This is a genomic window from Amycolatopsis stemonae, assembly GCF_054781455.1.
Map to the genome: position 1 here is coordinate 793,308 of NZ_BAAGUJ010000001.1, position 22,039 is coordinate 815,346.

Below are 22,039 nucleotides of genomic sequence, written 5' to 3' on the forward strand. Positions count from 1 at the left end.
ACGAGGGTCATCTCGCGTGCCCAGGCCCGAGAACCCCGCACTCATCGACACGTTCGGCCGGGTGGCCACCGATCTGCGGGTTTCCCTGACGGATCGGTGCAATCTCCGCTGTACCTACTGCATGCCCGCCGAAGGCCTCGACTGGATGCCGGGCGAGCAGGTGCTGACCGACGACGAGCTGGTCCGGCTGATGCGGATCGCCGTCGAACGGCTCGGCGTCACCGACATCCGGCTCACCGGCGGCGAGCCGCTGCTGCGGCCGGGCCTCGAGGACATCATCGCGCGGGTCACGGCGCTGTCGCCGCGGCCGCGGCTGTCCATGACCACCAACGGGATCGGGCTCGCCAAGCGCGCGTCCGGGCTCGCGGCGGCCGGGCTGAACCGGATCAACGTCTCGCTCGACACCGTCGACCCCGAGACGTTCGTGAAGATCACCCGCCGCGACCGGCTTTCGCACGTCGTCGCGGGCCTCGCGGCGGCGCGGGACGCCGGGATGACGCCGGTGAAGGTCAACGCCGTGCTGATCCGCGGGGTCAACGAGGCCGAGGCCGTGCCGCTGCTGAAGTTCTGCCTCGACGAGGGCTACCACCTGCGGTTCATCGAGCAGATGCCGCTGGACGCCCAGCACGGCTGGAACCGCGGCGAGATGATCACCGCGGCGGAGATCCTCTCGATGCTGGAGGCGGAGTTCACGCTCACGCCGTTCCCCGTGGCCCGCGGCGGCGCGCCGGCCGAGCGTTGGCTGGTCGACGGCGGCCCCGGCGACGTCGGCGTGATCGCGTCGGTGACCCGGCCGTTCTGCGCCGCCTGCGAGCGGACGCGCCTGACCGCGGACGGCGCGGTGCGCTCCTGCCTGTTCAGCAACGACGAGACGGACTTGCGCGCCCTCGCGCGCGCGGGCGCGCGCGATGAAGAGATTGCCGACGCCTGGCGCGCGACGATGTGGGGCAAGCTCGCGGGACACGAGATCAACGACGCCGGCTTCGCGCAGCCGATCCGGCCGATGAGCGCGATCGGCGGCTGAGATGACCACTTCGACGATCGTGGTGCGCTACTTCGCGGCGGCGCGGGCCGCGGCGGGCTCGGAAGAAGAGAAGGTGCAGCTGCCTTCGGGCGCGTCGGTCGGCGACGCGGTCGCCGAGCTGCGCCGGCTGCACCCCGCGGACCTCCCGCGAGTCCTCGACGCGGCCAGCTACCTCCTGGACGGCATCGCGGTGCGCGACCTCACCCGCCCCCTGCACGACGGCGCCGAGCTGGACGTCCTCCCGCCCTTCGCCGGCGGCTGACGCCCCCGAACAGCCGACACGCGTGATCCAAGGGTCGACACGACGCGCGGCCGCGGTTCCCCCGTGTCGCCCCTCCAATCACGCGTGATGCCCCTCCGATCACGCGTGATGCCTCTCTGATCACGTGTGATGCCCGGCGTGTCGTCCGTGGGGACGCGGGGTGGGTGGTTCGGCGCTCCGGTGGGCGGCTGACCGTTCGAGGACGGCAGGGGACCGCTTGGCGAAGCCGGTTCGCGGTCCTCGGCGTGGCGCGTCACCGGATCCGGGTGTTCGCGAGAAGCTGATCGCGACCGGCCGCAACGCCATCCGGTGACGGGTCCGGCCTGGTCGGTCGCGGTGCGTTGCCCCACCCGGGCACCGGGTGCGGGCGTCGCGACTCCGGCCGTGCGGTCAAACCGCCCGAACAGGTGGGGCTGGTGTGACTCAAGGGGCACTTGGGGCACAGTTGTCAAGTCTGGCGCACTTCGGGGGCCCGTCATAAGATGCGCGCTTCAATCGCTGAGCGGACGCCGCGAATGGTCCATTCGCTACGCAAAACACGTGATGCAAGCCTCACGATCCGTGTTTTATCTCGGCAAGGAAACGGGCAGATAACGGCCCTCTGACCTGCACAAACACCCGCATCGACGGGGGTTGCGTGCTGTTACTGTGACGTAGGTCACGCCCCGAATAATTTCCGATCACGGCTCTCGTTACGTACCGTCGCTTTTCGGTTGGCCCCGACCAGCCGAGCAAGACCGGGAATCCGTAGCGCCTAGCCCTGTCCGACGGATCCCGGACCCATACCCCGAGCGAAAGCATTTCCGGACAGGGACGAGGGGACGACGAAGACGCGCCGTGCGTCGGACTCGTCTGCCGGCCTGAGACGGCCGGCGCCAGGACCCCGAATCCTGACCCTCAGCACCGGCTCGTAGGCGCAGGGAAACCGAGAAGCATCCAAATGTCTTACCGAGGCAAGCACCGCAAGATGTCCGCTGCCACCCGCACCGTCGCTCGCGTCGCCATCGCGGGCATTGCGGTCGGCGCGCCCCTCGCCATCGCCGCGACCCCCGCGTCGGCGACGAACTGGGACGCCATCGCGCAGTGTGAGAGCGGCGGCAACTGGAGCACCAGCACCGGCAACGGCTACTACGGCGGCCTGCAGTTCACGCAGAGCACCTGGAAGGCCTACGGCGGCACCGGCAGCCCGCAGGGCGCGTCCCGCGAGCAGCAGATCGCCGTGGCCGAGCGCGTTCTGCAGGGCCAGGGCATCGGCGCCTGGCCGGTCTGTGGCAAGAAGGGCGGCGGCTCGTCGGCCCCCAAGGCCACCCACAAGAGCACCACGACCACCAAGAAGTCGACCGCGCCGAAGCAGAGCACCGCCCCGAAGCTGGCGGCGGCTCCGGCGGCGACCGGCGTGGCGAGCTCCAACCCGGCCGGTGACTACACCGTCGTGGCGGGCGACAGCCTGTCCAAGATCGCCAAGCAGTTCAACGTCCAGGGCGGCTACCAGAAGCTGCAGGAGCTGAACGCGAAGTACATCCCGAACGCGGACCTGATCCTCGTCGGCCAGAAGATCGCCACCAAGTGACGATCGCGCGCACTGATGCGTGAGTCCGGCCTCGAGCCGTGACACCCAAGCCCTCCACCGCCGATCCCCCGGGCGGTGGAGGGCTTGTGCGTCGCCCCGCGGTCAGGGCGAGTTGACCCACTCGTCCGTGCCGTCGGTGAAGTGCTGGTGCTTCCAGACCGGCAGGCGGGCCTTGACCTCGTCCACGAGGTCCGAGCACGCCGAGAACGCCTGGCCGCGGTGCTCCGCCGCCACGGCGCACGCCAGCGCCACGTCGCCGATCGTCAGGTGCCCGACGCGGTGGCTGACCGCGACCGCCCGGACACCCGTCCAGCGGGCCGCCAGGTCCGCCACGACGTCCGCGATCACCTGGCTCGCCGAAGGGTGCCCCTCGTAGGTCAGGTCGCGGACGCCCTTGCCGCCGTCGTGGTCGCGGACCACCCCGGCGAACGTCACCACCGCGCCCGCGGCGTCGTTCTCGACCAGGCGGGCGTGCTCCTCCACCGAGAGCGCGTCCTCGGTCACCAGCGCCCGCGCAACGCGCACTGAGGGCGCCGAAGCGGAGGGACGCGGGTGGTCGCCGCCGGCCAGCTGGTCGACCGCGTGGTCCAGGATGCCGTCCAGCACGCCCAGGCCGTCCTTCACGCCGCCGCTGGAGCCCGGGAGGTTGACGACCAGGGTGCGGCCCGCCACGCCCGCCACACCGCGCGAGAGCACCGCCGTGGGCACCTTCGGCAGCCCGGCCGCGCGGATCGCGTCCGCGACGCCCGGCAGCTCGTGGTCCAGGACCGCCCGCGTGACGTCCGGGGTGCGGTCGGTCGGCGAGATGCCGGTGCCGCCCGTCGTGAGCACCACGGCCACCTCGTCGGCCAGCGCGGCCCGCAGCGCCACGCCCACCGGGTCGCCGTCCTCGACGACGACCGGCGCCGGCACGTCGTAGCCGCGGCCGGCCAGCCAGCCGGCGATCACCGGGCCCGTCTTGTCCTCGTACACGCCCTTCGCGGCGCGGTTCGACGCCACGATCACCCGCGCGGTGCGCTTCACGGCCGTTCCCAGGTCCCGGTCTTGCCGCCGTCCTTGCGGAGCAGGCGGACCTCGTCCAACGTCGCCGCCGGGTCGACGGCCTTGATCATGTCGTGCAGGGTCAGCCCGGCCACGGCCACCGCGGTCAGGGCCTCCATCTCGACGCCGGTGACGTCGGTGGTCTTCGCCGTCGCGCGGATGCCGACCTCGGCCTCGCCGAGGGTGAACTCGACCTTGACCCCGGACAGCGCGATCTGGTGGCACAGCGGGATCAGCTCGGGCACCCGCTTCGCGCCCATGATCCCGGCGATCCGGGCCGTGGCCAGCGCGTCGCCCTTGGGGAGGCCGTCGGTGGCCAGCAGCCGGAGCACCTCGGCGGTGGTCCGCACGGTGCCGGCCGCGAGCGCCGTGCGCGCCGTGGCGGTCTTGCCGGAGACGTCGACCATCCGGGCGGCGCCGGTTTCGTCGACGTGGCTGAGTTCACTCACACGCCGAGGCTACTTCCGCCGGCCGCCGCCGGTGACGCTGCCTCGGAACGGGCTCAGCCCCGCTCGGCGCGCACGGCCTTCCGCACGGCTTCGGCGACCGCGGGCGCCACGGCGCTGTCGAACACGCTCGGCACGATGAACGACGCGTTGAGCTTGCCGTTGTCGACGACGTCGGCGATCGCGTCGGCCGCGGCCAGCAGCATCGTGTCGTCGATGTTGTGCGCGTTCGCGTCGAGCAGGCCGCGGAAGACACCCGGGAAGGCCAGCACGTTGTTGATCTGGTTCGGGAAGTCGCTGCGGCCGGTCGCGACGACCGCGGCATGCTTCTGCGCTTCCAGCGGGTCGATCTCCGGGTCCGGGTTGGCCAGCGCGAAGACGACGGCGTCGGACTTCATCGTCGCCACCTGCTCGGCGCCGAAGAGGTTGGGCGCGGAGACGCCGATGAAGACGTCCGCGCCGGCCAGCGCCTCGTGCAGGGTGCCGCTGACCTGGTCCTTGTTGGTGTGCGACGCGATCCAGGTCAGGTTGTCGTCGAGGTTGCCGCGCGCGGAGTGGACGATGCCGTCGATGTCCGCGGCGACGATGTCGCCCGGGTTCTTGCGCAGCAGCAGCCGGATGATCGCCGAGCCGGCCGCGCCGACGCCGCTGACCACGATCTTGCAGTCCTCGATGTTCTTCCCCACCACGCGCAGGGCGTTGCGCAGCGCGGCGACGACGACGATCGCGGTGCCGTGCTGGTCGTCGTGGAACACCGGGATGTCGAGCTGCTCGCGAAGCCGTTTCTCGATCTCGAAGCAGCGCGGCGCGGCGATGTCCTCGAGGTTGATGCCCGCGTACACCGGGGCCAGCGCCTTCGCGATCATGATGATCTCTTCGGTGTCCTGGGTGTCCAGGCAGACCGGCCACGCGTCGACGTCGGCGAACTTCTTGAACAGCGCCGCCTTGCCCTCCATCACCGGCAGCGCGGCGGCCGGGCCGATGTTGCCCAGGCCGAGGACCGCGGAGCCGTCGGTGAGCACCGCGACGGTGTTGCGCTTGATGGTCAGCCGGCGCGCGTCCTCGGGGTTGTTCGCGATGGCCTGGCAGACGCGGGCGACGCCCGGGGTGTAGGCGCGGGAGAGGTCGTCACGGTTGCGGAGCGCGACCTTGGGGGTGACCTCGATCTTGCCGCCGAGGTGGATCAGGAACGTCCGGTCGGAGACCTTGCGGACCTTGACGCCGGGCAGCGAGTCGAGCGCCTGCGTGATGTCGTTCGCGTGGTTCTCCGACAGCGCGTTGGCGCTGATGTCGACCACGATCGAGTCGGAGTGGGACTCGACGACGTCGAACGCGGTCAGGACGCCACCGACGCGCCCGACGGCGGTGGTGAGGTCACCGGCCGCGCTGGACGAGGCCGGGGCCTCGACCCGGACGGTGATCGAGTATCCGGGACCGGGAACCGGCATGGCACTTACCCCCGCATGGGAAAGGTCGGGTGGGACGGGTGCGAACCTACTCCCGTGACCGCCCTCACGAGGGGCCGATACCGGTACTGACCAGTAACTCTAGGGTCGGGTGTTGATCTCGGTTTCCGGGTGCACGTAGGGCACCGAGTCGAGCGGGAAGGTCACGTCGCCGAACGGCGAAAGCGCGCCCTGGCGGTCCGACGCGAGCTCGGTCACGGGGTGCTCGCCGGCTTCGCCCGGCCAGGTCGGGTCGACGCCCTTGTGCTTCTTCTCAGCCTTGGCCACAACGTCCTCCACACCGTGCTCGGTTCTGTGACACGCGGGGCTGCGCCCCGGCCGGGGGCTCCGCCACCCGGACCCCCGAAATATGTCGGGGACAGTCTGCCTGAGCCGAGACGGCCTGTCGCAACCGCCCGGTATCCTGGCCTTCTATGCCCGCGACCTCTTTGGCGGACTGGCTGCGCGCGGAGCCCGACGACGCACTGACCGAGCTCCTCCGCACTCGGCGCGACCTGTCGACGCCGCCGCCCTCCGACAGCACGGTGCTGGCCACCCGGGCCGGCACGCCGGGCTCGGTCGCGCGCGCCTGCGAGGACCTGGACACCTTCACCCTGGCCGTCGTCGAGGCGTGCCTGCTGGCCGGGGCCGACCGCGATCCCGTGCCGGTCGAGGACGTGGCGAAGCTGGTCGGCGCCGACATCGCCGTGCCGCTCGCCCGGCTGCGGGCGCGGGCGCTGGCCTGGGGGCCGGACGACGCGCTGCGCGTGCCCCCGGCGGCCCGGGAGGCGCTCGGGCCGTTCCCGGCCGGGCTCGGCGCGTCGTCGCCGCCGCTCGCCGGCGAGGACCTCGAGGCGCGGCTCGCGGAGCTTCCCGACGACGAACGCGCCGTCCTGAACGCGCTGGCCGCCGGCCCGCCGATCGGCCGCACCCGCGACGCCGGGCTCGACCTGACGCTCGCGAAGGCCGCGACACCGGTGCAGAAGCTGCTGGCCCGCGGGCTGCTGCTGCGGCGTGACGACCAGACCGTCGAGCTGCCGCGCGAGATCGGCGTCGCGGTGCGCGGCGGGGTCTTCGCGCCCGGTTCGCTGACCGAGCCCGAGCTGCCGGTGCACCCGCACCAGCCGTCCACTTTGGACGAAGCCGCGGCCGGTGAGGCGATGGAGTTCCTGCGCCACACCGAATCCCTGCTGCGCTCGTGGTCCGCCGCGCCGCCACCGGTGCTCAAGTCCGGCGGCCTCGGCGTGCGCGAGCTGAAGAAGCTCGCCAAGGACCTGGAGATCGACGAGACCCAGGCGACGCTGCTGGCGGAGCTCGTCGTCGGCGCCGGGCTCGTCGCGGACAGCGAGACGACGGCGCCGGAGTGGGTGCCGACGACGCTGACCGACTCGTGGCTCGCGTCGCCGACCGCGCAGCGCTGGATGACGCTCGCCCAGGCCTGGCTGGAGCTGCCGCGGCTGCCGGGACTGGCCGGCGGGCGCGACGCCAAGGACAAGCCGATCGCGCCGCTGTCGGAGGACCTGCGCCGCCCGCTGGCGCCGGTCGCGCGGCGGCGGGTGCTGGCGACGCTGGCCGGCCTGCCCGAGGGCGCCGGGGTGAAGAGCGTCGACGAGCTCGTCGCCGTGCTGGCCTGGCGGGCTCCCCGGCGCGGCGGGCGGCTGCGCGACGAGACGGTCCGCTGGACGATGGCCGAGGCCGCCGCGCTGGGGATCGTCGGGCTCGGCGGCGTCACGACGGCGACGCGCGCGCTGCTGGCCGACGACCGCCCCGGCGCGGTCGAGGCGATCCTCGACGCGCTGCCCGCGCCGGTGGACCACGTGCTGCTGCAGGCCGACCTCACGGTCGTCGCGCCGGGCCCCCTGGAGCCGGAGCTGGCCGCGGAGATGGACGCGGTCGCGGACGTCGAGTCGGCCGGGCACGCGACCGTCTACCGCATCACCGAGGCGTCGGTGCGGCGGGCGCTGGACACCGGCCGGACGGCCGACGAGCTGCACGCGCTGTTCAAGGCGAAGTCCGCGACGCCGGTGCCGCAGGGCCTGAGCTACCTGGTCGACGACGTCGCGCGGCGGCACGGGCGGCTGCGCGGCGGCGCGGCGGCGTCGTTCCTGCGGTGCGACGACGAGGCGCTGCTGGCGGAGGTGCTGGCCAACCCGGTCGCGGCGGAGCACGACCTGCGGCTCATCGCGCCGACGGTCGTGGTCAGCCCGGACCCGCTGCACGAGGTCCTCGCGGGACTGCGGGCGGCCGGGTTCGCGCCGGCGGCCGAGGGCCCGGACGGCCGGGTCGTCGACATCCGGCCGGGCGGGCGGCGGCTGCCCGCGAAGGCCAGGGCGGCCCGGCGCAGCCCGGGTGAGCAGGCGGTGCTCACGCCCGACCAGGCGGCGCGGATCGTGTCGAACCTGCGAGCCGGGGACGCGGCTTCGGCCCGGCGTCGCGGATCGGCCGTGCGGGCGCCCGTCGGCGGCGGGGCGGACACGTCGGCGACGCTGGAGCTGCTGTCCCGGGCGACGCTCGAACGCCGTGAGGTGTGGATCGGGTTCGTCGACTCCCGCGGCACGGCCAGCCAGCGCGTGGTCCGGCCGGTGCGCGTCGGGGGCGGGATCCTCGAAGGCGACAACAACGAGCGGTACTCCCTGCACCGCATCACGTCCGCCGCGATCGTCGAGGACTAAAGCGCGCGCAGGCCCGCCAGCACCCGCTCCATGAACTCCCGCGACGAGCGGTCGCCGAGGATCAGCTCGGTCTGGTGGATCAGCACCAGGCCGATGTCCGACATGTCGCCGACCAGGACCTTCACCACGCCCAGCGGCAGCCTCAGGTGGGCGGCGATCTCCGCGACCGACCGGGTGTCCAGGCACAGGTCGCAGATCCGGCGGTGCTCGACCGACCGCACGCCGCGGTACCGGCGGCCGTCGTCGGACGTCGAGACCAGGGCCTCCAGCGCCAGGTTGTGGTCCGAGCGCGTGCGGCCGCCCGTTCGCGTGTACGGCCGCACCCGCGACCCCGTCGAGGCCGGCGGGGCCGGGCTCGCGACCCGCGCCGGCTCGTAAGCCGGTTCTTCCCACGGCTCCGGCTGTGGGATCCAGCGGGTCTCCGGGTCCGGCGGGGGCGTCCAGTTCGTCCGGGGGTCGACCGGCGGCGCCCACGACTGCGGCGGGGCGTGCCGGGGCGACGGCGGCCGGGGCGGGGCCGGGGGCCGGGGCGCCGGCGGACGGGCGCCGCGCGGCGGCGTCCACGCCGGCTCCAGGGCCGGGGGCTCCGGGGCGAACCGCTCCTCGTCCTGCCATTCGGGCGCGGCCGGGTCGTAGCCGTCCTCCGGCCCGCCCGGCGGCTCCCACTCGCGCGCCGCGGTCTCGTAGTCCTCGGGGACGTACCCGTCGCCGTCCGACGGACCCCACTCGCGCGTGTCCTCGTCCGTGTAGCCCTGCGGGTCCGGCTGGGGCCGGGCCGGCTTGCGCTTCGGCATGATCATCGACAGTGTCGACATGTCGAACTTGCTGGGCGAATCGAAACCCTCGCGCTCGGTGCCCCGGTGCAGTGCGTCCCAGCCGCTGGAGTCCGGATCGTCGAATCCCGAAATCCTCATCTCGTCCTACCCACGCACGCCGCCCTGGAGCTGGGCGCGCAGTTCGGGGGTGATCTGCTGGCCGACCCGCTCGACGAGCAACGTCATCTCGTACGCGACCGTCCCGATGTCGCACGTCGGCGCGGCCAGCACCGCCAGCGACGAACCGTCCGAAACGGACATCAGGAACAGGTAACCGCGCTCCATTTCCACCACGGTCTGGTTGACGCCGCCCGCCTCGAAGCAGCGCGCGGCCCCCTGCGTCAGGCTGATCAGCCCGGACGCGACGGCGGACAGCTGCTCGGCGCGTTCCTGGGGCAGCCCTTCCGACGGCGCCAGGAGCAGCCCGTCGGCGGACACCAGAACGGCGTGCGCGGCGCCGGGTACCCGGCGCACGAAGTCCGTGATGAGCCAGCCGAACGAACCCTGGCCGGAAGCCGTCACTACTGCCCCTCCTTGCTCCTGCGGCGCCGCACGCCGCACCCCGGAGTGGCCGGCACAGCCGGTCGACGACGCCAAAGTAGAGCGTATTCGCCGCGCCGACGGTGTCGAGTACACCTCCGGCGGACCGCTGCGCACCCTACGTGTGCGGTCGGCCGCGCTCCGCGCCGGGCCAGTCCGGTCGGCACGGGCGAAGCGCACCCCGCGAGCCGCGACGGCGTCGTGTCCGCGCAGGTCAGCGCGGTGGCCGGCGGAGCGGGCCGTCACCGGTACCGAACGGCGGCCCGTGTTCCGTCCACCGGACGGCGGCGAGGCTCCCCGAAGTGGGTGAAGCACGCGGAGTTCACTCCAACGGCCGCACCTGGTCCGCGAAGCCATGGCCTCAGCCCGCGCGCAACGCCGTATCGTGCGCGATCGCGTGCTGGACGACCGAGATCAGCACCTGCTTGGCGGAGTCGCGCTCGCGCGCGTCGCACGCCATGATCGGGACCGACGGCGCGATGGTGAGCGCGTGCCGGACGTCCTCGATCTGGTGGTGCAGGAGCCGGTCGAAGCAGTTGATGGCCACGACGTAGGGCAGCTTCCGGTTCTCGAAGAAGTCGATCGACGGGAACGCGTCGGCGAGCCGCCGCGTGTCCACCAGCACGACCGCCCCGATGGCGCCGACCGCGAGGTCGTCCCACATGAACCAGAACCGGTGCTGACCGGGCGTGCCGAACACGTACAGCACCAGGTCCGAGTCCAGCGAGATGCGCCCGAAGTCCATCGCCACGGTAGTGGTGGTCTTGTTGGGCGTGGCCGAGGTGTCGTCGTGTCCGACGCTGGCCTCGGTCATCATGGCCTCGGTGGTCAGCGGGTCGATCTCGGAGATCGCCCCGACCAAAGTTGTCTTCCCCGAACCGAACCCGCCGGCGACCACGATCTTGGCCGACGAGGTCGGACCCGTCACCTGCGGCGCGTTCGCGTCGGAGTCAAATTCTCCGAAGCCCACTGAGCACCCTTTCCATGAACTCGATACTCGGGCGGTCGCCCACGGTCGGGCTGCTGGAGTGCACCAGCACCAGCCCGAGGCCCGCCACGTCACCAATCAACACCCGCACCACGCCGAGCGGCAGCCGCAGCAGCGCCGCCACCTCGGCCACCGACCGGGTGTCGAGGCACAGGTCGCAGATCGACCGGTGCTCGGGCACCCGGACCCGGTCGAGCATCCGGCCCTGTTCGCTGGTCGAGATCAGCGCCTCGATCGCCAGGTCCAGCGTCGCCTTCGTCCGGCCGCGGGTCCGGAAGTACGGCCGGACCAGGCCGGAGGTCTCCATCTCCGTCGGCGCCGGCGCGTCGACGTACTCCTGGTGGGCCTGCTGCGGCAGCGCCGCCGCGAGCTCACCGGAGTCCGGCCCCGCCGAATAGTCGCGATCGCGGCCGTTGCTGTACGCGGCGAACTCCGCCGCGTCGTACAGCGGCCCGCTCGAACCGCCGAACAGCTCCGCACCGGGGCCGCCGAGCAGCCGGTCGCGGTATTCGCCGCTCCCGGGCTGGATCGGCCGGATCGGCTCCTGACCCGCGTTGCTGTCCGTCAGCCAGTTCGGGGGTTCGCGCACGGGGTCGTTGTCGGACGCCTGCACGCGACGCGACCGCCACTCGCGGTCGACCCGTTCCCGGAACGACTGCCAGTCCTCGCGGCCGTCGTCCGGTTGTTCGGACCACCCGCCGGAGAAGTCGTCACCGAGCCGGCCATCGCCCCTCAAGCGCCCGTCGTCCACGGCTCTCTCCTCGGTTCCCGGGTCCTCAGCGGCGGACCGCTGCTCCCTGCAGTTGCGCCCGCATCTCCGGGGTCAGCTGCTGGCCGACCCGCTCCACCAGCAGGGTCATCTCATAGACAACCAGGCCGATGTCACTTTCCGGCGAACCGAGCACCGCCAGACAGGAACCGTCGGAAACCGACATGAGGAAGAGGAAGCCGTTGGCCATCTCGACCACGGTCTGCGCGACCGGACCACCTTCGAACACCTTGGCCGCGCCGCGCGCGAGGCTGGTCAGCCCCGACGCCACGGCGGCCAGCTGGTCGGCCCGGTCCTTCGGCAGCCCGCGAGAGGCCGCCAGGAGCAGGCCGTCCGCCGAGACCACGACCGCGTGGGCCGCGCCGGGCACCCGGTGCACGAAATCCGTGATCAGCCAAGCGAAGCTGCCGGCACTACCCGCCTTCGCCTGCGCCTGGCCGTTCGGCTGCGCGGCGCCACCCGGCTGCATTGCACCCGCCCGTGTCACTTTCACTCCTCACTGCTGTCTGTGGTGTTGCCACTCACCGGAACCTCTTCATGCTCCTTCAGCGCATGACGTCCGGAGGTGTAGCCACGCTGGAAGCTTGCCATCCGGCTCCGCGCGGCGGACGCCGAGCGGGTGATCGCACCCGTTCCGGGCATACCCGCACCCGCGTCCGCGAAGTGGCTCTGAGCCGGTGCCTCCGCCGTTGCGGGGCTGCTGATCGACCCCGGCACCAGGTAGGCGTTCGGGACGCGCTTGGGCAGCCCGGCCGGGGTGATCTCCTCGTTCTTGGACTCCAGGAGCGACTGCGCCGCGCTCCAGCCGTCGTCGGAGGCGCTGTGCCAGCCGTCGTCGGCGGGGAGCAGGGGGTGCCGCGTCGCCGCGGTCGGCTGCAGCTCGTCCGCCGGCCGCTCGCGGTGCTCGGCCACCGGCGCGGCCGGTGCCAGCGGCTCGTCGGAGCCGGTGAGCGGAGGCAGGTTCGGGTCCTCGCCTTCGCCCTGCGGAGGCACCGGGTCGGCCGCCGAGTCGTCGCCCTCACTGAACCAGCGTGACAGCACCGACTGGTAGATGGGCAGCCGCCGGGTGGGTACATCGTCTTCGAGCGCCGACGGGCCGTTGTCCGCCGCGGGTGGCGGCGGCGGGGGCGGCTCCTCCGGCGGGACGAACTTCGGCTCGCGCTTCGGCAGCACCAGCGGCGCGAACTGCGTGTCGCCGGCGTGGGAGCTGGCTCCGTCGCCGTTCGACGACGGGGCCAGCGGCGCGAGGTCTTCGGCGGTCGGCCAGGCCGGCGTCTCCGGCTTCGGCAGCTCGGGCGACAGGAACGGGCCCGCCGCGCGGCCGCCGCTGACCAGGTCGTCCAGGCTGATCGGCTGGTCGAGCGGGACCAGCCCGCCCTGGTTCGCCACCGGCTCGTGCACCGGCGGGGCCGGGGGCGGCGGAGGCGGCGGGGCCGAGGGCGGCACCGGCGTGTGCGCCTGCGTCTGGTCCCAGTCGGTGCGCGCGGCCGGGATCGGGATGCTCGGCATCGACATCGACGTCTCGGACCGGTTGGCCGGCGGCGGGGTCTGCCGCGCCATGCCCGGGCGGAGCTGGGTGAGCAGTTCGGCCGGGACGACGACGCGGGCGATCACGCCGCCCTCGATGTCCTCGTTCTCGCGCAGCCGGACCTCGATGCCGTGCCGCTTGGCCAGCCGCGAGACCACGTACAGGCCCATCCGCCGGGTCACGGACACGTCCAGGTCCGGCGGCTCGGCGAGCCGGCCGTTGACCTCGGCCAGCCGCTCCTCGCTCATGCCGACACCGTGGTCGGTGACCTGGATGGCGAGGGCCTTCCGGCGGGTCACCACGGCCCGGACGATGACCTTCGTCTCCGGCTCGGAGAAGTAGGTCGCGTTGTCGAGCAGCTCCGCGAGGACGTGCACGAGGTCGTGGATCGCGAGCCCCTGGACCGCGACGTCGGGCACGATGCCGACCTCGATCCGGGCGTACTGCTCGATCTCCGACACCGCGGCGCCGATGACGTCGGCGGCGGGCACCGGCTTGGGCACCGACTTCGCCAGGCCGGCGCCGGAGAGCACCAGCAGGGACTCACCGTTGCGCCGGAGCCGGGTGGCCAGGTGGTCGAGCTCGAACAGGCTCGCCAAGTGGTCCGGGTCCTGCTCGTCGGCTTCCAGGCGGTCGATGACGCCGAGCTGGCGTTCCACCAGCCGCTGCGACCGCCGGGAGAGGTTGACGAAGATGCCGTTGACGTTCTCGCGCAGGAGGGCCTGCTCGGCGGCCATCTTGACGGCCTGCTCGTGGACGATGTCGAACGACCGCGCGACCTCGCCGATCTCGTCGCGGGAGGTGACGGGCACCGGCGTGACGGCCTTCTTGGAGGCGCCGACCGGGTCCGGGTCGTCCAGGATCGACTGCACCGTCTCCGGCAGCCGCGTGTACGCGACGTCCAGCGCGCTCTTCCGCAGCACCCGCAGCGGGCGCAGCATCAGGCGGGCGACGACGAGCATCAGCGCGATCGCGGCGGCCAGCGCGGCGAGCACCACGGCACCGCCGACCCAGGCCGAGTTGACCGCCGCCGTGGCGAGGTCGTCGGCGCGGGTCTTCAGCTGGGCCAGCAGGTTCGACTCGACGGCGTGCAGCTTGTCCGCCGACACCGTGCTGTCCTTGCTGAGCGCCGTCGTGTCGATGCTCGGCGCCTGCCCCAGCTGGGCGAAGGAGAACGCGGCGGTCTGGATCCGGCGGCGGTCGTCGACCTCCGGGCCGGAGTAGGTGTCGTTGTAGAGCTGCCGCTGGTCGTCGTCGGCGTTCGCGAGGAAGGCGATGACGGAGGCGTCCGCGCTGGAGGCCGACGCGCGCGTCTGGTCCAGGAGGTCGCCGGGGAAGCTGCCGCGGAAGGCGGCGATCTGCAGCTCGGCGTCGGAGCGGGTGGTGAACTCCTTGGCCTCGCTGATCGCCTGCGTGCTCGTGCCCAGCCGCAGCACGTCCCGGTCGGTGACCGCGGTGGTCACCTCGCGGCCGAGCTCGATGAGCGAGTCGAGGATGCCCGAATAGGCGGTCAGCACCGTGATGTCGGGCAGGCCGTTCTGGGCGTTGAACGCCGCGCGCAGCGGCCGCAGGGCGTCGAGGCGCTGGAGACCGCGGGTGTAGCGGTCCTTCGTCGCCTGGTCGTCGAAGCTCAGGGTCGCCGCCGCGTTGCGCAGGTCGGTGACCTCGCGGTCGACCTTGGCGATCTGCGCGTCCAGCCCGGTCTGCAGGAGCTGGTTCGAGGACGAGATCCGGGCGACGGCCAGCGAGCGCTCGTTCTGCAGCTCGTGCACGACTGTGGTGACCTTGACCGCGAACGCGACCTGGTCCGCCGTGTGCTGGAACTCCGTCGCGTTGCGGGCGTCGTCGACCACGCGCAGTGCCCCCAGCACCGCGGCGGTCAGGGTCGGGATGATCAGGACCGCGGCCAGCTTGGACCGCAGCCGCCAGTCACGCATGCCGGAAAAGAACCCGGCCTTCCGGCCCGGATCGTCTCCGGGCAGCCGCGCAGGGGCCCCTCCCACCCCCGCGGTGTCTTCATTCGGCACCGCCGCACCACCATCGTCGTTCGTGCTCGTAAAGCCCTGGTCGGTCCAGCGCCCGCCAGGGCGCATCGCGTTGTCCTCAGCCACTCGTCTGCACGCTCCCGGCGCTCCGGCTCACCGGCCGGTCGGTAGGAGCCCAGCGCGAGACGGTACCCGTACGGGTGAAAAGATCGTCTTCAGTGTCGGCCTTCGGGGTTCCTGAACCCCGTCCGGCCGGACGGAATCGGTTCAGCTCGAGCATCACGGTCGGGTCCCTGCGCTGGTCGTGCATGGTCTGTTCGGTCGTTCTAACCCACCGGCGCGGCGGCTGAGCCCGGCCCGGAAGTGGTCTCTGCGAGGAAGCTTCTCTCAGGAAAAGCACAGCGTGCCCTGGTAGACCGAACTGGGTCGTCTTGATCGGCCATCCAGGCACTCTCTCTCACTACATCGGAGGTTGATACCTCCCCGCAGGTGCAGAGGGTAGCGAACGGCCGGGGAAGATGTAACCCTCCCGACAAGGACGTGCATGATGTTGCACAGCGTTCGCTCAGTCGGCTCACAGCTGGACATACCGGATTCCGGAACTGCGTCTTACGCTGGGTGAACGCTTACGGCGAGTGGAGCAGTGGGTCTAGACCAGAGGCCTAAAGAGTGACGTGCGCCACCCTCCTGGGTATTGATTCCACCCGTTGTGAGCAAGCTGTCACGTTCTCTACAGTGACCCGCGTGGCTCCGGAGAATGAGTCACGCACTCCCATCGGATTCGGTTCACGAACCGTCACTTTCTTCAAGGAGCAGGCCTTGCTTGGAAATGCCATGAGCAGTGGCCGGGTTCGCACTCGCCGCGCCGCGCTCGGGCTCGCCCTCGCCGTCGCCGCTGTCACCGCCGCCAGCGGCTGCAGCGCGCTCGGATCGGACAGCTCGAACGCCTCGTCGAACGGGGGCGGCCTGGAGAAGTCGAAGATCAAGGTCTCCATCATGCCGACCACGGACCTGGCACCGTTCTGGCTAGCCATGGACGGCGGTTACTTCAAGGCCGAGGGTCTCGAGGTCGAGCAGATCGTCGCGCCGAGCGGTCAGGCGTCGATGACGAAGGCGATCTCCGGCGAGGCCGACATCGCCCTCTCGACCTACACGCCGTTCTTCGTCGCCAAGAGCACCGGCGCCGCGGACGTGCAGCTGGTCGCCGACGGCACGTCGGTGAACGCGAAGAGCAACGCCATTGTCACGGTGCCGAACTCGCCGGTGAAGACGGTCAACGACCTCCAGGGCAAGCGCATCGCCATCACCGCCAAGAACACCGCGTCCGACATCCTCACCAAGTCGGTCATGAAGGACCACGGCGTCGACTTCAGCAAGGTCAACTGGGTGCCGATGCCGCTGCCGAACATGGCGGCCGCCCTGCAGCAGGGCCAGGTCGACGCGGCGTACATGCCGGAGCCGCAGCTCTCGCAGGCGGCGAAGATCGCCGGCGCCACGCCGGTCATCGACATCAACACCGGCGCCAGCCAGGACTTCCCCCTGACCGGCTACGGCGCGGCGACCAAGTGGGTGCAGGCGAACCCGAAGACCCTCGCGGCCTTCCAGCGCGCCATGAAGAAGGCCACCGTCGACGCGATCAACGACCGCTCGAAGGTCGAGCCGCTGCTCGTCAAGTACGCGAAGATCGACGAAGACACGGCCAAGCTGCTGACCCTGCCCGGCTACGGCTCCACGCTGGACGCCCGGCGCCTCCAGCGGGTCCCCGACCTGCTGCTGCAGATGGGCGTCATCACCAGCAAGGTCGACGCCGCGCCGATGATCGCCCCGCAGGCGACCAGCTGACGTGACGCTGAAGTGACAAAGCTTCTCCGCGGCCTGGCCGGCCTGGTCGGCTTCCTCCTGCTCTGGGAGGTCGTCGTCCAGGTCGGCCTGGTCAGTAAAACCTTCATCCCGCCGCCGAGCGTCGTCCTGGTCACCGTCGGGCACCTGCTCGGCGACCCCGAATTCGTCCGCGACGTCATCGCGACCATGCTCGCCTGGCTGATCGCCATCGCGATCGCCATCGCGATCGGCGTGCCGGCCGGGCTGCTGCTGGGCAGCATCCCGGTGCTGCGCACCGCCACCGCCGCGATCGTCGAGTTCCTCCGCCCGATCCCGGTCACCGCGCTGGTGCCGCTGGTGCTGCTGGTGATCGGCTCCGGCCCGGACGCGAAGATCACCCTCGCGGTGTACGCGTCGCTGTGGCCCATCATGTTCAACACCATCTACGGCATGGGCGAGATCGACCCGGTGCTGATGGAGACCGCGCGCGCGTGCGGGACCAGCCGGTTCCGCATCCTGTCGTCGGTCGCATTGCCGCAGACCGCGCCGTTCGTCTTCACCGGCGTCCGGCTGTCGGCGACCATCGCCCTGATCGCCGTCGTCAGCGTGGAGTTCCTGGCCGGGTCCGAAGTCGGGCTCGGCAGCTTCATCCTCGTCTCCAGCACCGGCTCGGTCCGGTTCGACCTGGTCCTGGCCGGTACCGTGGTGGCCGGGGTGCTCGGCTACCTCATCAACGAGGGGCTCGAACAGCTCGGCAAGCGGCTGTTCCGCTGGAGCAGCGTCGACCGGGAGGCGATCGCGTGAGCACGGCGACTCTTTCCGGGCGGGTGGGCCGCCGGGCCGCCCGCGGCGCCGCCACCGTCGCGCGCAACTGGCTGCTCTTCGCGATCCTCGTGGTCGTCTGGGAGTTCGCCGCCCGGGCCGGCGGCAGCAAGTTCTTCCCGCCGCCCACGGAGATCGCGACCTCGGCCGCGAAGCTGTGGTTCACCGGGCCCGCGTCACACCTCTTCCTCACCGACGCGGTGTTCGACAACGTGTTCCCCAGCCTCGGCCGGATGCTCGGCGGCTGGGTGCTGGCCGCGGTCGTCGGCGTCGCGCTGGGCGTGCTCGTCGGCCGGTCGGCGAAGGCGATGGACTACCTCGGCCCGCTGTTCGCGTTCTTCCGCTCGATCCCGCCGCCCACGCTGATCCCGGTGTTCGCGGTGCTGTTCGGGCTGAGCTCGGGCATGCAGATCGGGTCGATCATCTTCGGCGCGGTGTGGCCGGTGCTGCTCAACGCGGTCGACGGCGTCCGCTCGGTCGACCAGGTGAAGGTGGAGACCTCGCGGTCCTTCCGCACGCCGAAGCGGTACTGGGTCACGATGGTGGTCCTGCCCGCGGCGGCGCCGAAGATCTTCGCCGGGCTGCGCGTGAGCCTGTCGATCTCGCTGCTGCTGATGGTGGTTTCCGAACTGGTCGGCGCCTACAACGGCATCGGCCGGTCGCTGCTGAACGCCCAGCAGGACTTCGACTTCCCGACCATGTGGTCGTGGCTGGTGCTCCTGGGCATCCTCGGCTACGTCTTCAACACGATCTTCCTGGCCGCGGAACGGCGGGTGCTGGCCTGGCAGCCGGCCCGCCTGGGCCGCGACTGACGCTGGAAAGGCCTCTCCCCATGTCAACCATGCTCGAAGTGTCCGGCCTCAGCCACACCTACGGCACGGGCGCCAAGGCGCACACCGCGGTGAACGAGCTGACGTTCACCGTCGAGGCCGGGCAGCTGGCCAGCATCGTCGGCCCGTCGGGCTGCGGGAAGTCGACGCTGCTGCGCTGCATCGCCGGGCTGACCAAGTCCACCGCAGGCACGGTCAGCCTGCACGGCGATCGCGTCGACGGCGTGCCGGACGACCTCGCCGTCGTGTTCCAGGACTACAGCCGCTCGCTGTTCCCGTGGCTTTCGGTGCAGAAGAACGTCGAGTTCCCCCTGCGCTGGCGGCCGATCTCGAAGGCCGAGCGGCGGAAGCGGGCGGCCGAAGCGCTCGAGCACGTCGGGCTTTCCGGCGTCGGCGCGAAGTACCCGTGGCAGCTGTCCGGCGGCATGCAGCAGCGGGTGTCGATCGCCCGCGCGCTGGCCAGCCGGCCCGCGCTGCTGCTGATGGACGAGCCGTTCGCGTCGGTCGACGCGCAGACGCGCTTCGAGCTCGAGGACCTGACCCGCCGCGTGCAGCGCGAGCAGGGCAGCACGATCCTCGTCGTCACGCACGACATCGACGAGAGCGTCTACCTGTCCGACCGCGTGCTGGTGCTGTCGAAGTCGCCGGCGTCGATCGTGGCGGACCTGCCCGTGGCGCTGCCGGCCGAACGCGACCAGATCACCACCCGCGAGTCGGCGGAGTTCGTGACGCTGCGCGCCGAAGTGGCCCGGCTGCTGCACGGCGGGACCGCCGCTCCGGAAGCGGCCACGGCCGCGTCCGACGCCGCGGAGTGGGAGCTGGCCGAGCAGGCCAAGGCCGTGACGGAGACCAAGACCGGGAGCTGATTTTCGTTCAGGGGGGACCATGAAGAGGGCGCTACTGGCCGGGCTGACGGCCTTGCTGCTGGCGGGGTGCGGGGCGTTGGGCGGCTCTTCTTCGGAGCCGTCGGCGCCCCCGGGTTCGGTGGAGAAGCCGAAGATCCGGGTGTCGATGATGTCGACCATCGACACCGCCCCCTTCTGGCTGGCCAAGGACGGTGGGTACTTCCAGCGTGAAGGCCTCGACGTCTCGACGACCGACGCAGCCACCGGGCAGGCTTCGCTGACGAAGCTGCTCGGCGGCGAGGCCGACATCGCGTACTCGAGCTACACGCCGTTCTTCGTGGCGCAGAGCAAGGGAACCGCGGACATCCGGCTGGTCGCGGACGCGTCGTCGGCCGGCCCGAAGTCGACCGGCGTGGTCGCGCTGCCGTCGTCCGGGATCCGGTCGGTGGCCGACCTCGCGGGCAAGCGGATCGGCATCTCGGCGCCGAACACGATCGCGGACACGCTGACGAAGTCGGTGCTGGCGGACAACCACGTCGACGCGTCGGGCGTCAAGTGGGTCCCGATCCCGCTGCCGAACACGGTTTCGGCGCTGAAGAACGGCGACATCGACGCCGGCTTCCTGACCGAGCCGTTCATCACCCTGGCTTCGCGCACGGCCGGGGCGGTGCTGGTGGCCGACACGGGCACCGGGTCCACAGTGGACTTCCCGACGGCGGGCTACGGCGCGCTGGGATCGTTCGTCTCGTCGTCACCCCGCACGCTGGCGGCGTTCCAGCGCGCGATGGCCGCGGCGACGCGCGACGCCTCGGCGGACCGCAAGAAGATCGAGCCGCTGATGGTGAAGTACGCGAAGATCGACGCCGACACGGCCGCGCGCACGGGCCTGCTGACACTGAAGTCCACTTTGGACGCGAAGCAGCTGCAGCGGGTGCCGGACCTGCTGCTCAAGACGGGCGTGCTGGCGAAACCGGTCGACGTCTCGGCGATGGTGGCGCGCTAGCCGCGTCTGCCACCGGTCAGTACAGCGTCGTGTCCGAGGGGGCGACCCGGATGTGCACCAGCGTCGGGCGCGCGTCCGCCAGTGCCGCCGTCAGGCCGGGGACCAGGCCCGACGGCTCGGTGATCGTCACGCCCTGGCAGCCCATGCTCGCCGCCAGGGCCGCGAAGTCGATGCCGCCCAGTGCCGTTCCCGGGATCTTCTTGCCGCCGATCGCGTCACCGAGGATGCGGACCGCCGCGTACTCCGTGTTGTCCAGGATCAGGATCGTCACCGGGAGGTCCTGGCGCGCGGCCGTCCAGAGGGCCTGGATGCCGTACATGCTGGAGCCGTCGCCGACCACGCCGACGACCTTGCGGTCCGGGCTCGCCAGCGCCGCGCCGACCGCGCCCGGGACGCCGTAGCCGAGCGTGCCGCTGGCCATCGTCAGGAAGCCCGTGTCGGTCGAGGTGATCGGCAGGTGGTCGTGCAGGACGCCGCGGTGGCTCGGGGTCTCTTCGACGACGATCGCGTTGTCCGGCAGCAGGTCCGCGAGCGTCGAGTAGACGAATTCACCGGTCAGCTTGTCGCCGCCCGGCTTCGCGGGCCGCCGGAGCGGCGCCGGGGCCGGGCGGGTGCTGCGCGGGACCGCGTTCAGCAGCGCGCGGACGGCGTGCTTCGGCGTGACCCGGATGCCGGTGCCTTCGAAGGCGCGGGCGAGGATCTGCTCGTCGTCGCTGATGACGAACAGCGGCGGCAGCGGAGCTTCGTCGCGCCCGCGGTCGACGTGGTAGGTGAAGGCCGGCGCCCCGAGCACGACGACGAGGTCGTGCTGCGCCAGCTTGTCCGAGACGGCGCCGCGTTCGGGGTCGAGGAACCCCTGGAACAGCGGGTGGTCCTCGGGGAACGAGCAACGGTAGGACATCGGCGCGACCCACACGCCGGCGCTGAGGCGCTCGGCGAGGGCGACGGTCTCCACGACGGCGGCGTCGTGGTCGACGGCTCCCCCGACGACGATCGCCGGCCGTTCGGCGGCCTCGAGCGCCGCGGCGAGCTCCTCGATCGCCTCGGGATCCGGTGCGAAACCCCGGATCCGCGGCCGGGAGATGGCGGGCCGTTCGGTGGTGACGGTCCAGTCGTCGGCCGGCACGGAGACGAAGACCGGCCCGGACGGCGCCTGCGTCGCGACGTGGTAGGCCCGGGAAAGCGCGGCCGGGACGTCTTCGGCGGTGGCCGGCTCGACCGACCACTTCACGTACGGCTTGGGGAAATCGGGCGCGTCCGTGGCGCCGAGGAAGGGATCGTGCGGCAGGAGCGCGCGGTTCTGCTGCCCGGCGACGATGATCAGCGGCGTCCGGTTGCGGTAGGCGTTGAAGAGGCTGCCGAGCCCGTGCCCGACGCCGCCCGCGGAGTGCAGGTTCACGAGCACGGCCTGGCGCGTGACCTGCGAGTAGGCGTCGGCCATCGCCACGACGGCAGCTTCCTGGAGGCCCAGGACGTAGTCGAAGTCGTCCGGCCAGTCGGTGAGGAAGGGGACCTCGGTGGTGCCGGGGTTGCCGAACACCGTGGTGAGGCCGAGTTCGCGGAGGAGTTCGCGGGTGGCGTCCAGCACCGTGCGCTTGATCATGGCACCAGGCTAACGCTTAGCCCTGCGAAA

General features: G+C 71.7%; 20 protein-coding genes. 9 read left to right on the forward strand and 11 right to left on the reverse strand.

All coding sequences use genetic code 11. From position 1 onward, the window contains the following. Positions 1–16: 16 nt before the first annotated feature. From moaA to ACYVLJ_RS03980, 3 genes are all read left to right on the forward strand, one after another. Positions 17–1,024 carry a GTP 3',8-cyclase MoaA gene (gene moaA / locus ACYVLJ_RS03970; protein ID WP_460437779.1) on the forward strand — a complete coding sequence of 336 codons (1,008 nt, stop codon included), beginning with the start codon at positions 17–19 and terminating at the stop codon, positions 1,022–1,024. A gap of 1 nt (position 1,025) precedes the next feature. Further along, the gene (locus ACYVLJ_RS03975) at positions 1,026–1,286 is read left to right on the forward strand and encodes a MoaD/ThiS family protein (RefSeq protein WP_451968900.1); all 261 of its coding nucleotides are present in this window, start codon (positions 1,026–1,028) and stop codon (positions 1,284–1,286) included. Between the two features lie 940 nt (positions 1,287–2,226). Then, positions 2,227–2,856 carry a LysM peptidoglycan-binding domain-containing protein gene (locus ACYVLJ_RS03980; protein WP_451968901.1) on the forward strand — a complete coding sequence of 210 codons (630 nt, stop codon included), beginning with the start codon at positions 2,227–2,229 and terminating at the stop codon, positions 2,854–2,856. Positions 2,857–2,958: 102 nt separating this feature from the next. Here the strand turns inward: ACYVLJ_RS03980 and ACYVLJ_RS03985 are convergent, their stop codons facing one another. From ACYVLJ_RS03985 to ACYVLJ_RS04000, 4 genes are all read right to left on the reverse strand, one after another. Then, positions 2,959–3,879, reverse strand: coding sequence for a molybdenum cofactor biosynthesis protein MoaE (locus ACYVLJ_RS03985; RefSeq protein ID WP_460437780.1), 921 nt, complete (start codon positions 3,877–3,879; stop codon positions 2,959–2,961). Next, entirely contained in the window at positions 3,876–4,346 is a 471-nt protein-coding gene (gene moaC, locus ACYVLJ_RS03990; RefSeq protein ID WP_086852742.1) for a cyclic pyranopterin monophosphate synthase MoaC, read from the reverse strand. The genes ACYVLJ_RS03985 and moaC overlap by 4 nt, the downstream gene beginning before the upstream one ends. Positions 4,347–4,399: 53 nt before the next feature. Then, entirely contained in the window at positions 4,400–5,791 is a 1,392-nt protein-coding gene (locus ACYVLJ_RS03995) for an NAD-dependent malic enzyme (RefSeq protein ID WP_460437781.1), read from the reverse strand. A gap of 99 nt (positions 5,792–5,890) precedes the next feature. Beyond that, a complete protein-coding gene (locus ACYVLJ_RS04000; protein ID WP_451968904.1) occupies positions 5,891–6,076 on the reverse strand; it encodes a hypothetical protein in 186 nt (61 codons plus the stop codon). Between the two features lie 146 nt (positions 6,077–6,222). Here ACYVLJ_RS04000 and ACYVLJ_RS04005 point away from each other — a divergent pair, with 146 nt between their 5' ends. Then, a complete protein-coding gene (locus tag ACYVLJ_RS04005) occupies positions 6,223–8,460 on the forward strand; it encodes a helicase-associated domain-containing protein (protein WP_460437782.1) in 2,238 nt (745 codons plus the stop codon). Here the strand turns inward: ACYVLJ_RS04005 and ACYVLJ_RS04010 are convergent. From ACYVLJ_RS04010 to ACYVLJ_RS04035, 6 genes are all read right to left on the reverse strand, one after another. Next, positions 8,457–9,374, reverse strand: coding sequence for a DUF742 domain-containing protein (locus ACYVLJ_RS04010; RefSeq protein ID WP_460437783.1), 918 nt, complete (start codon positions 9,372–9,374; stop codon positions 8,457–8,459). The two genes, ACYVLJ_RS04005 and ACYVLJ_RS04010, sit on opposite strands and share 4 nt — an antisense overlap. A gap of 6 nt (positions 9,375–9,380) precedes the next feature. After that, positions 9,381–9,797 carry a roadblock/LC7 domain-containing protein gene (locus ACYVLJ_RS04015; protein WP_364452140.1) on the reverse strand — a complete coding sequence of 139 codons (417 nt, stop codon included), beginning with the start codon at positions 9,795–9,797 and terminating at the stop codon, positions 9,381–9,383. Positions 9,798–10,176: 379 nt separating this feature from the next. Further along, on the reverse strand, positions 10,177–10,785 hold the full coding sequence (locus tag ACYVLJ_RS04020; RefSeq protein ID WP_086676271.1) for a GTP-binding protein: 609 nt from the start codon (positions 10,783–10,785) through the stop codon (positions 10,177–10,179). Next, entirely contained in the window at positions 10,766–11,554 is a 789-nt protein-coding gene (locus ACYVLJ_RS04025; RefSeq protein WP_451968911.1) for a DUF742 domain-containing protein, read from the reverse strand. Before ACYVLJ_RS04025 ends, ACYVLJ_RS04020 begins: the two co-directional genes overlap by 20 nt. 25 nt (positions 11,555–11,579) lie before the next feature. Continuing rightward, positions 11,580–12,041, reverse strand: a complete 462-nt coding sequence (locus ACYVLJ_RS04030; RefSeq protein ID WP_143168868.1) for a roadblock/LC7 domain-containing protein — start codon at positions 12,039–12,041, stop codon at positions 11,580–11,582. A 20-nt stretch (positions 12,042–12,061) separates the two neighbouring features. Next, on the reverse strand, positions 12,062–15,193 hold the full coding sequence (locus ACYVLJ_RS04035) for a sensor histidine kinase (RefSeq protein WP_460438009.1): 3,132 nt from the start codon (positions 15,191–15,193) through the stop codon (positions 12,062–12,064). Between the two features lie 726 nt (positions 15,194–15,919). On the opposite strand from ACYVLJ_RS04035, the gene ACYVLJ_RS04040 reads away from it, so the two are divergent. The 5 genes from ACYVLJ_RS04040 to ACYVLJ_RS04060 are packed head-to-tail and all read left to right on the forward strand — an operon-like array spanning position 15,920 to position 20,406. Beyond that, entirely contained in the window at positions 15,920–16,927 is a 1,008-nt protein-coding gene (locus tag ACYVLJ_RS04040) for an ABC transporter substrate-binding protein (protein ID WP_451968914.1), read from the forward strand. Between the two features lie 12 nt (positions 16,928–16,939). Further along, on the forward strand, positions 16,940–17,710 hold the full coding sequence (locus ACYVLJ_RS04045; protein WP_451968917.1) for an ABC transporter permease: 771 nt from the start codon (positions 16,940–16,942) through the stop codon (positions 17,708–17,710). Beyond that, positions 17,707–18,540 carry an ABC transporter permease gene (locus tag ACYVLJ_RS04050; protein WP_451968919.1) on the forward strand — a complete coding sequence of 278 codons (834 nt, stop codon included), beginning with the start codon at positions 17,707–17,709 and terminating at the stop codon, positions 18,538–18,540. Before ACYVLJ_RS04045 ends, ACYVLJ_RS04050 begins: the two co-directional genes overlap by 4 nt. 20 nt (positions 18,541–18,560) lie before the next feature. Next, complete coding sequence (locus ACYVLJ_RS04055; RefSeq protein WP_460437784.1) at positions 18,561–19,424, forward strand: ABC transporter ATP-binding protein; 864 nt, start codon at positions 18,561–18,563, stop codon at positions 19,422–19,424. Between the two features lie 19 nt (positions 19,425–19,443). Further along, complete coding sequence (locus ACYVLJ_RS04060; RefSeq protein WP_460437785.1) at positions 19,444–20,406, forward strand: ABC transporter substrate-binding protein; 963 nt, start codon at positions 19,444–19,446, stop codon at positions 20,404–20,406. Between the two features lie 16 nt (positions 20,407–20,422). Here ACYVLJ_RS04060 and mdlC read toward each other — a convergent pair whose 3' ends face one another. Next, the gene (gene mdlC, locus ACYVLJ_RS04065) at positions 20,423–22,009 is read right to left on the reverse strand and encodes a benzoylformate decarboxylase (RefSeq protein WP_460437786.1); all 1,587 of its coding nucleotides are present in this window, start codon (positions 22,007–22,009) and stop codon (positions 20,423–20,425) included. Between the last annotated feature and the right edge of the window lie 30 nt (positions 22,010–22,039).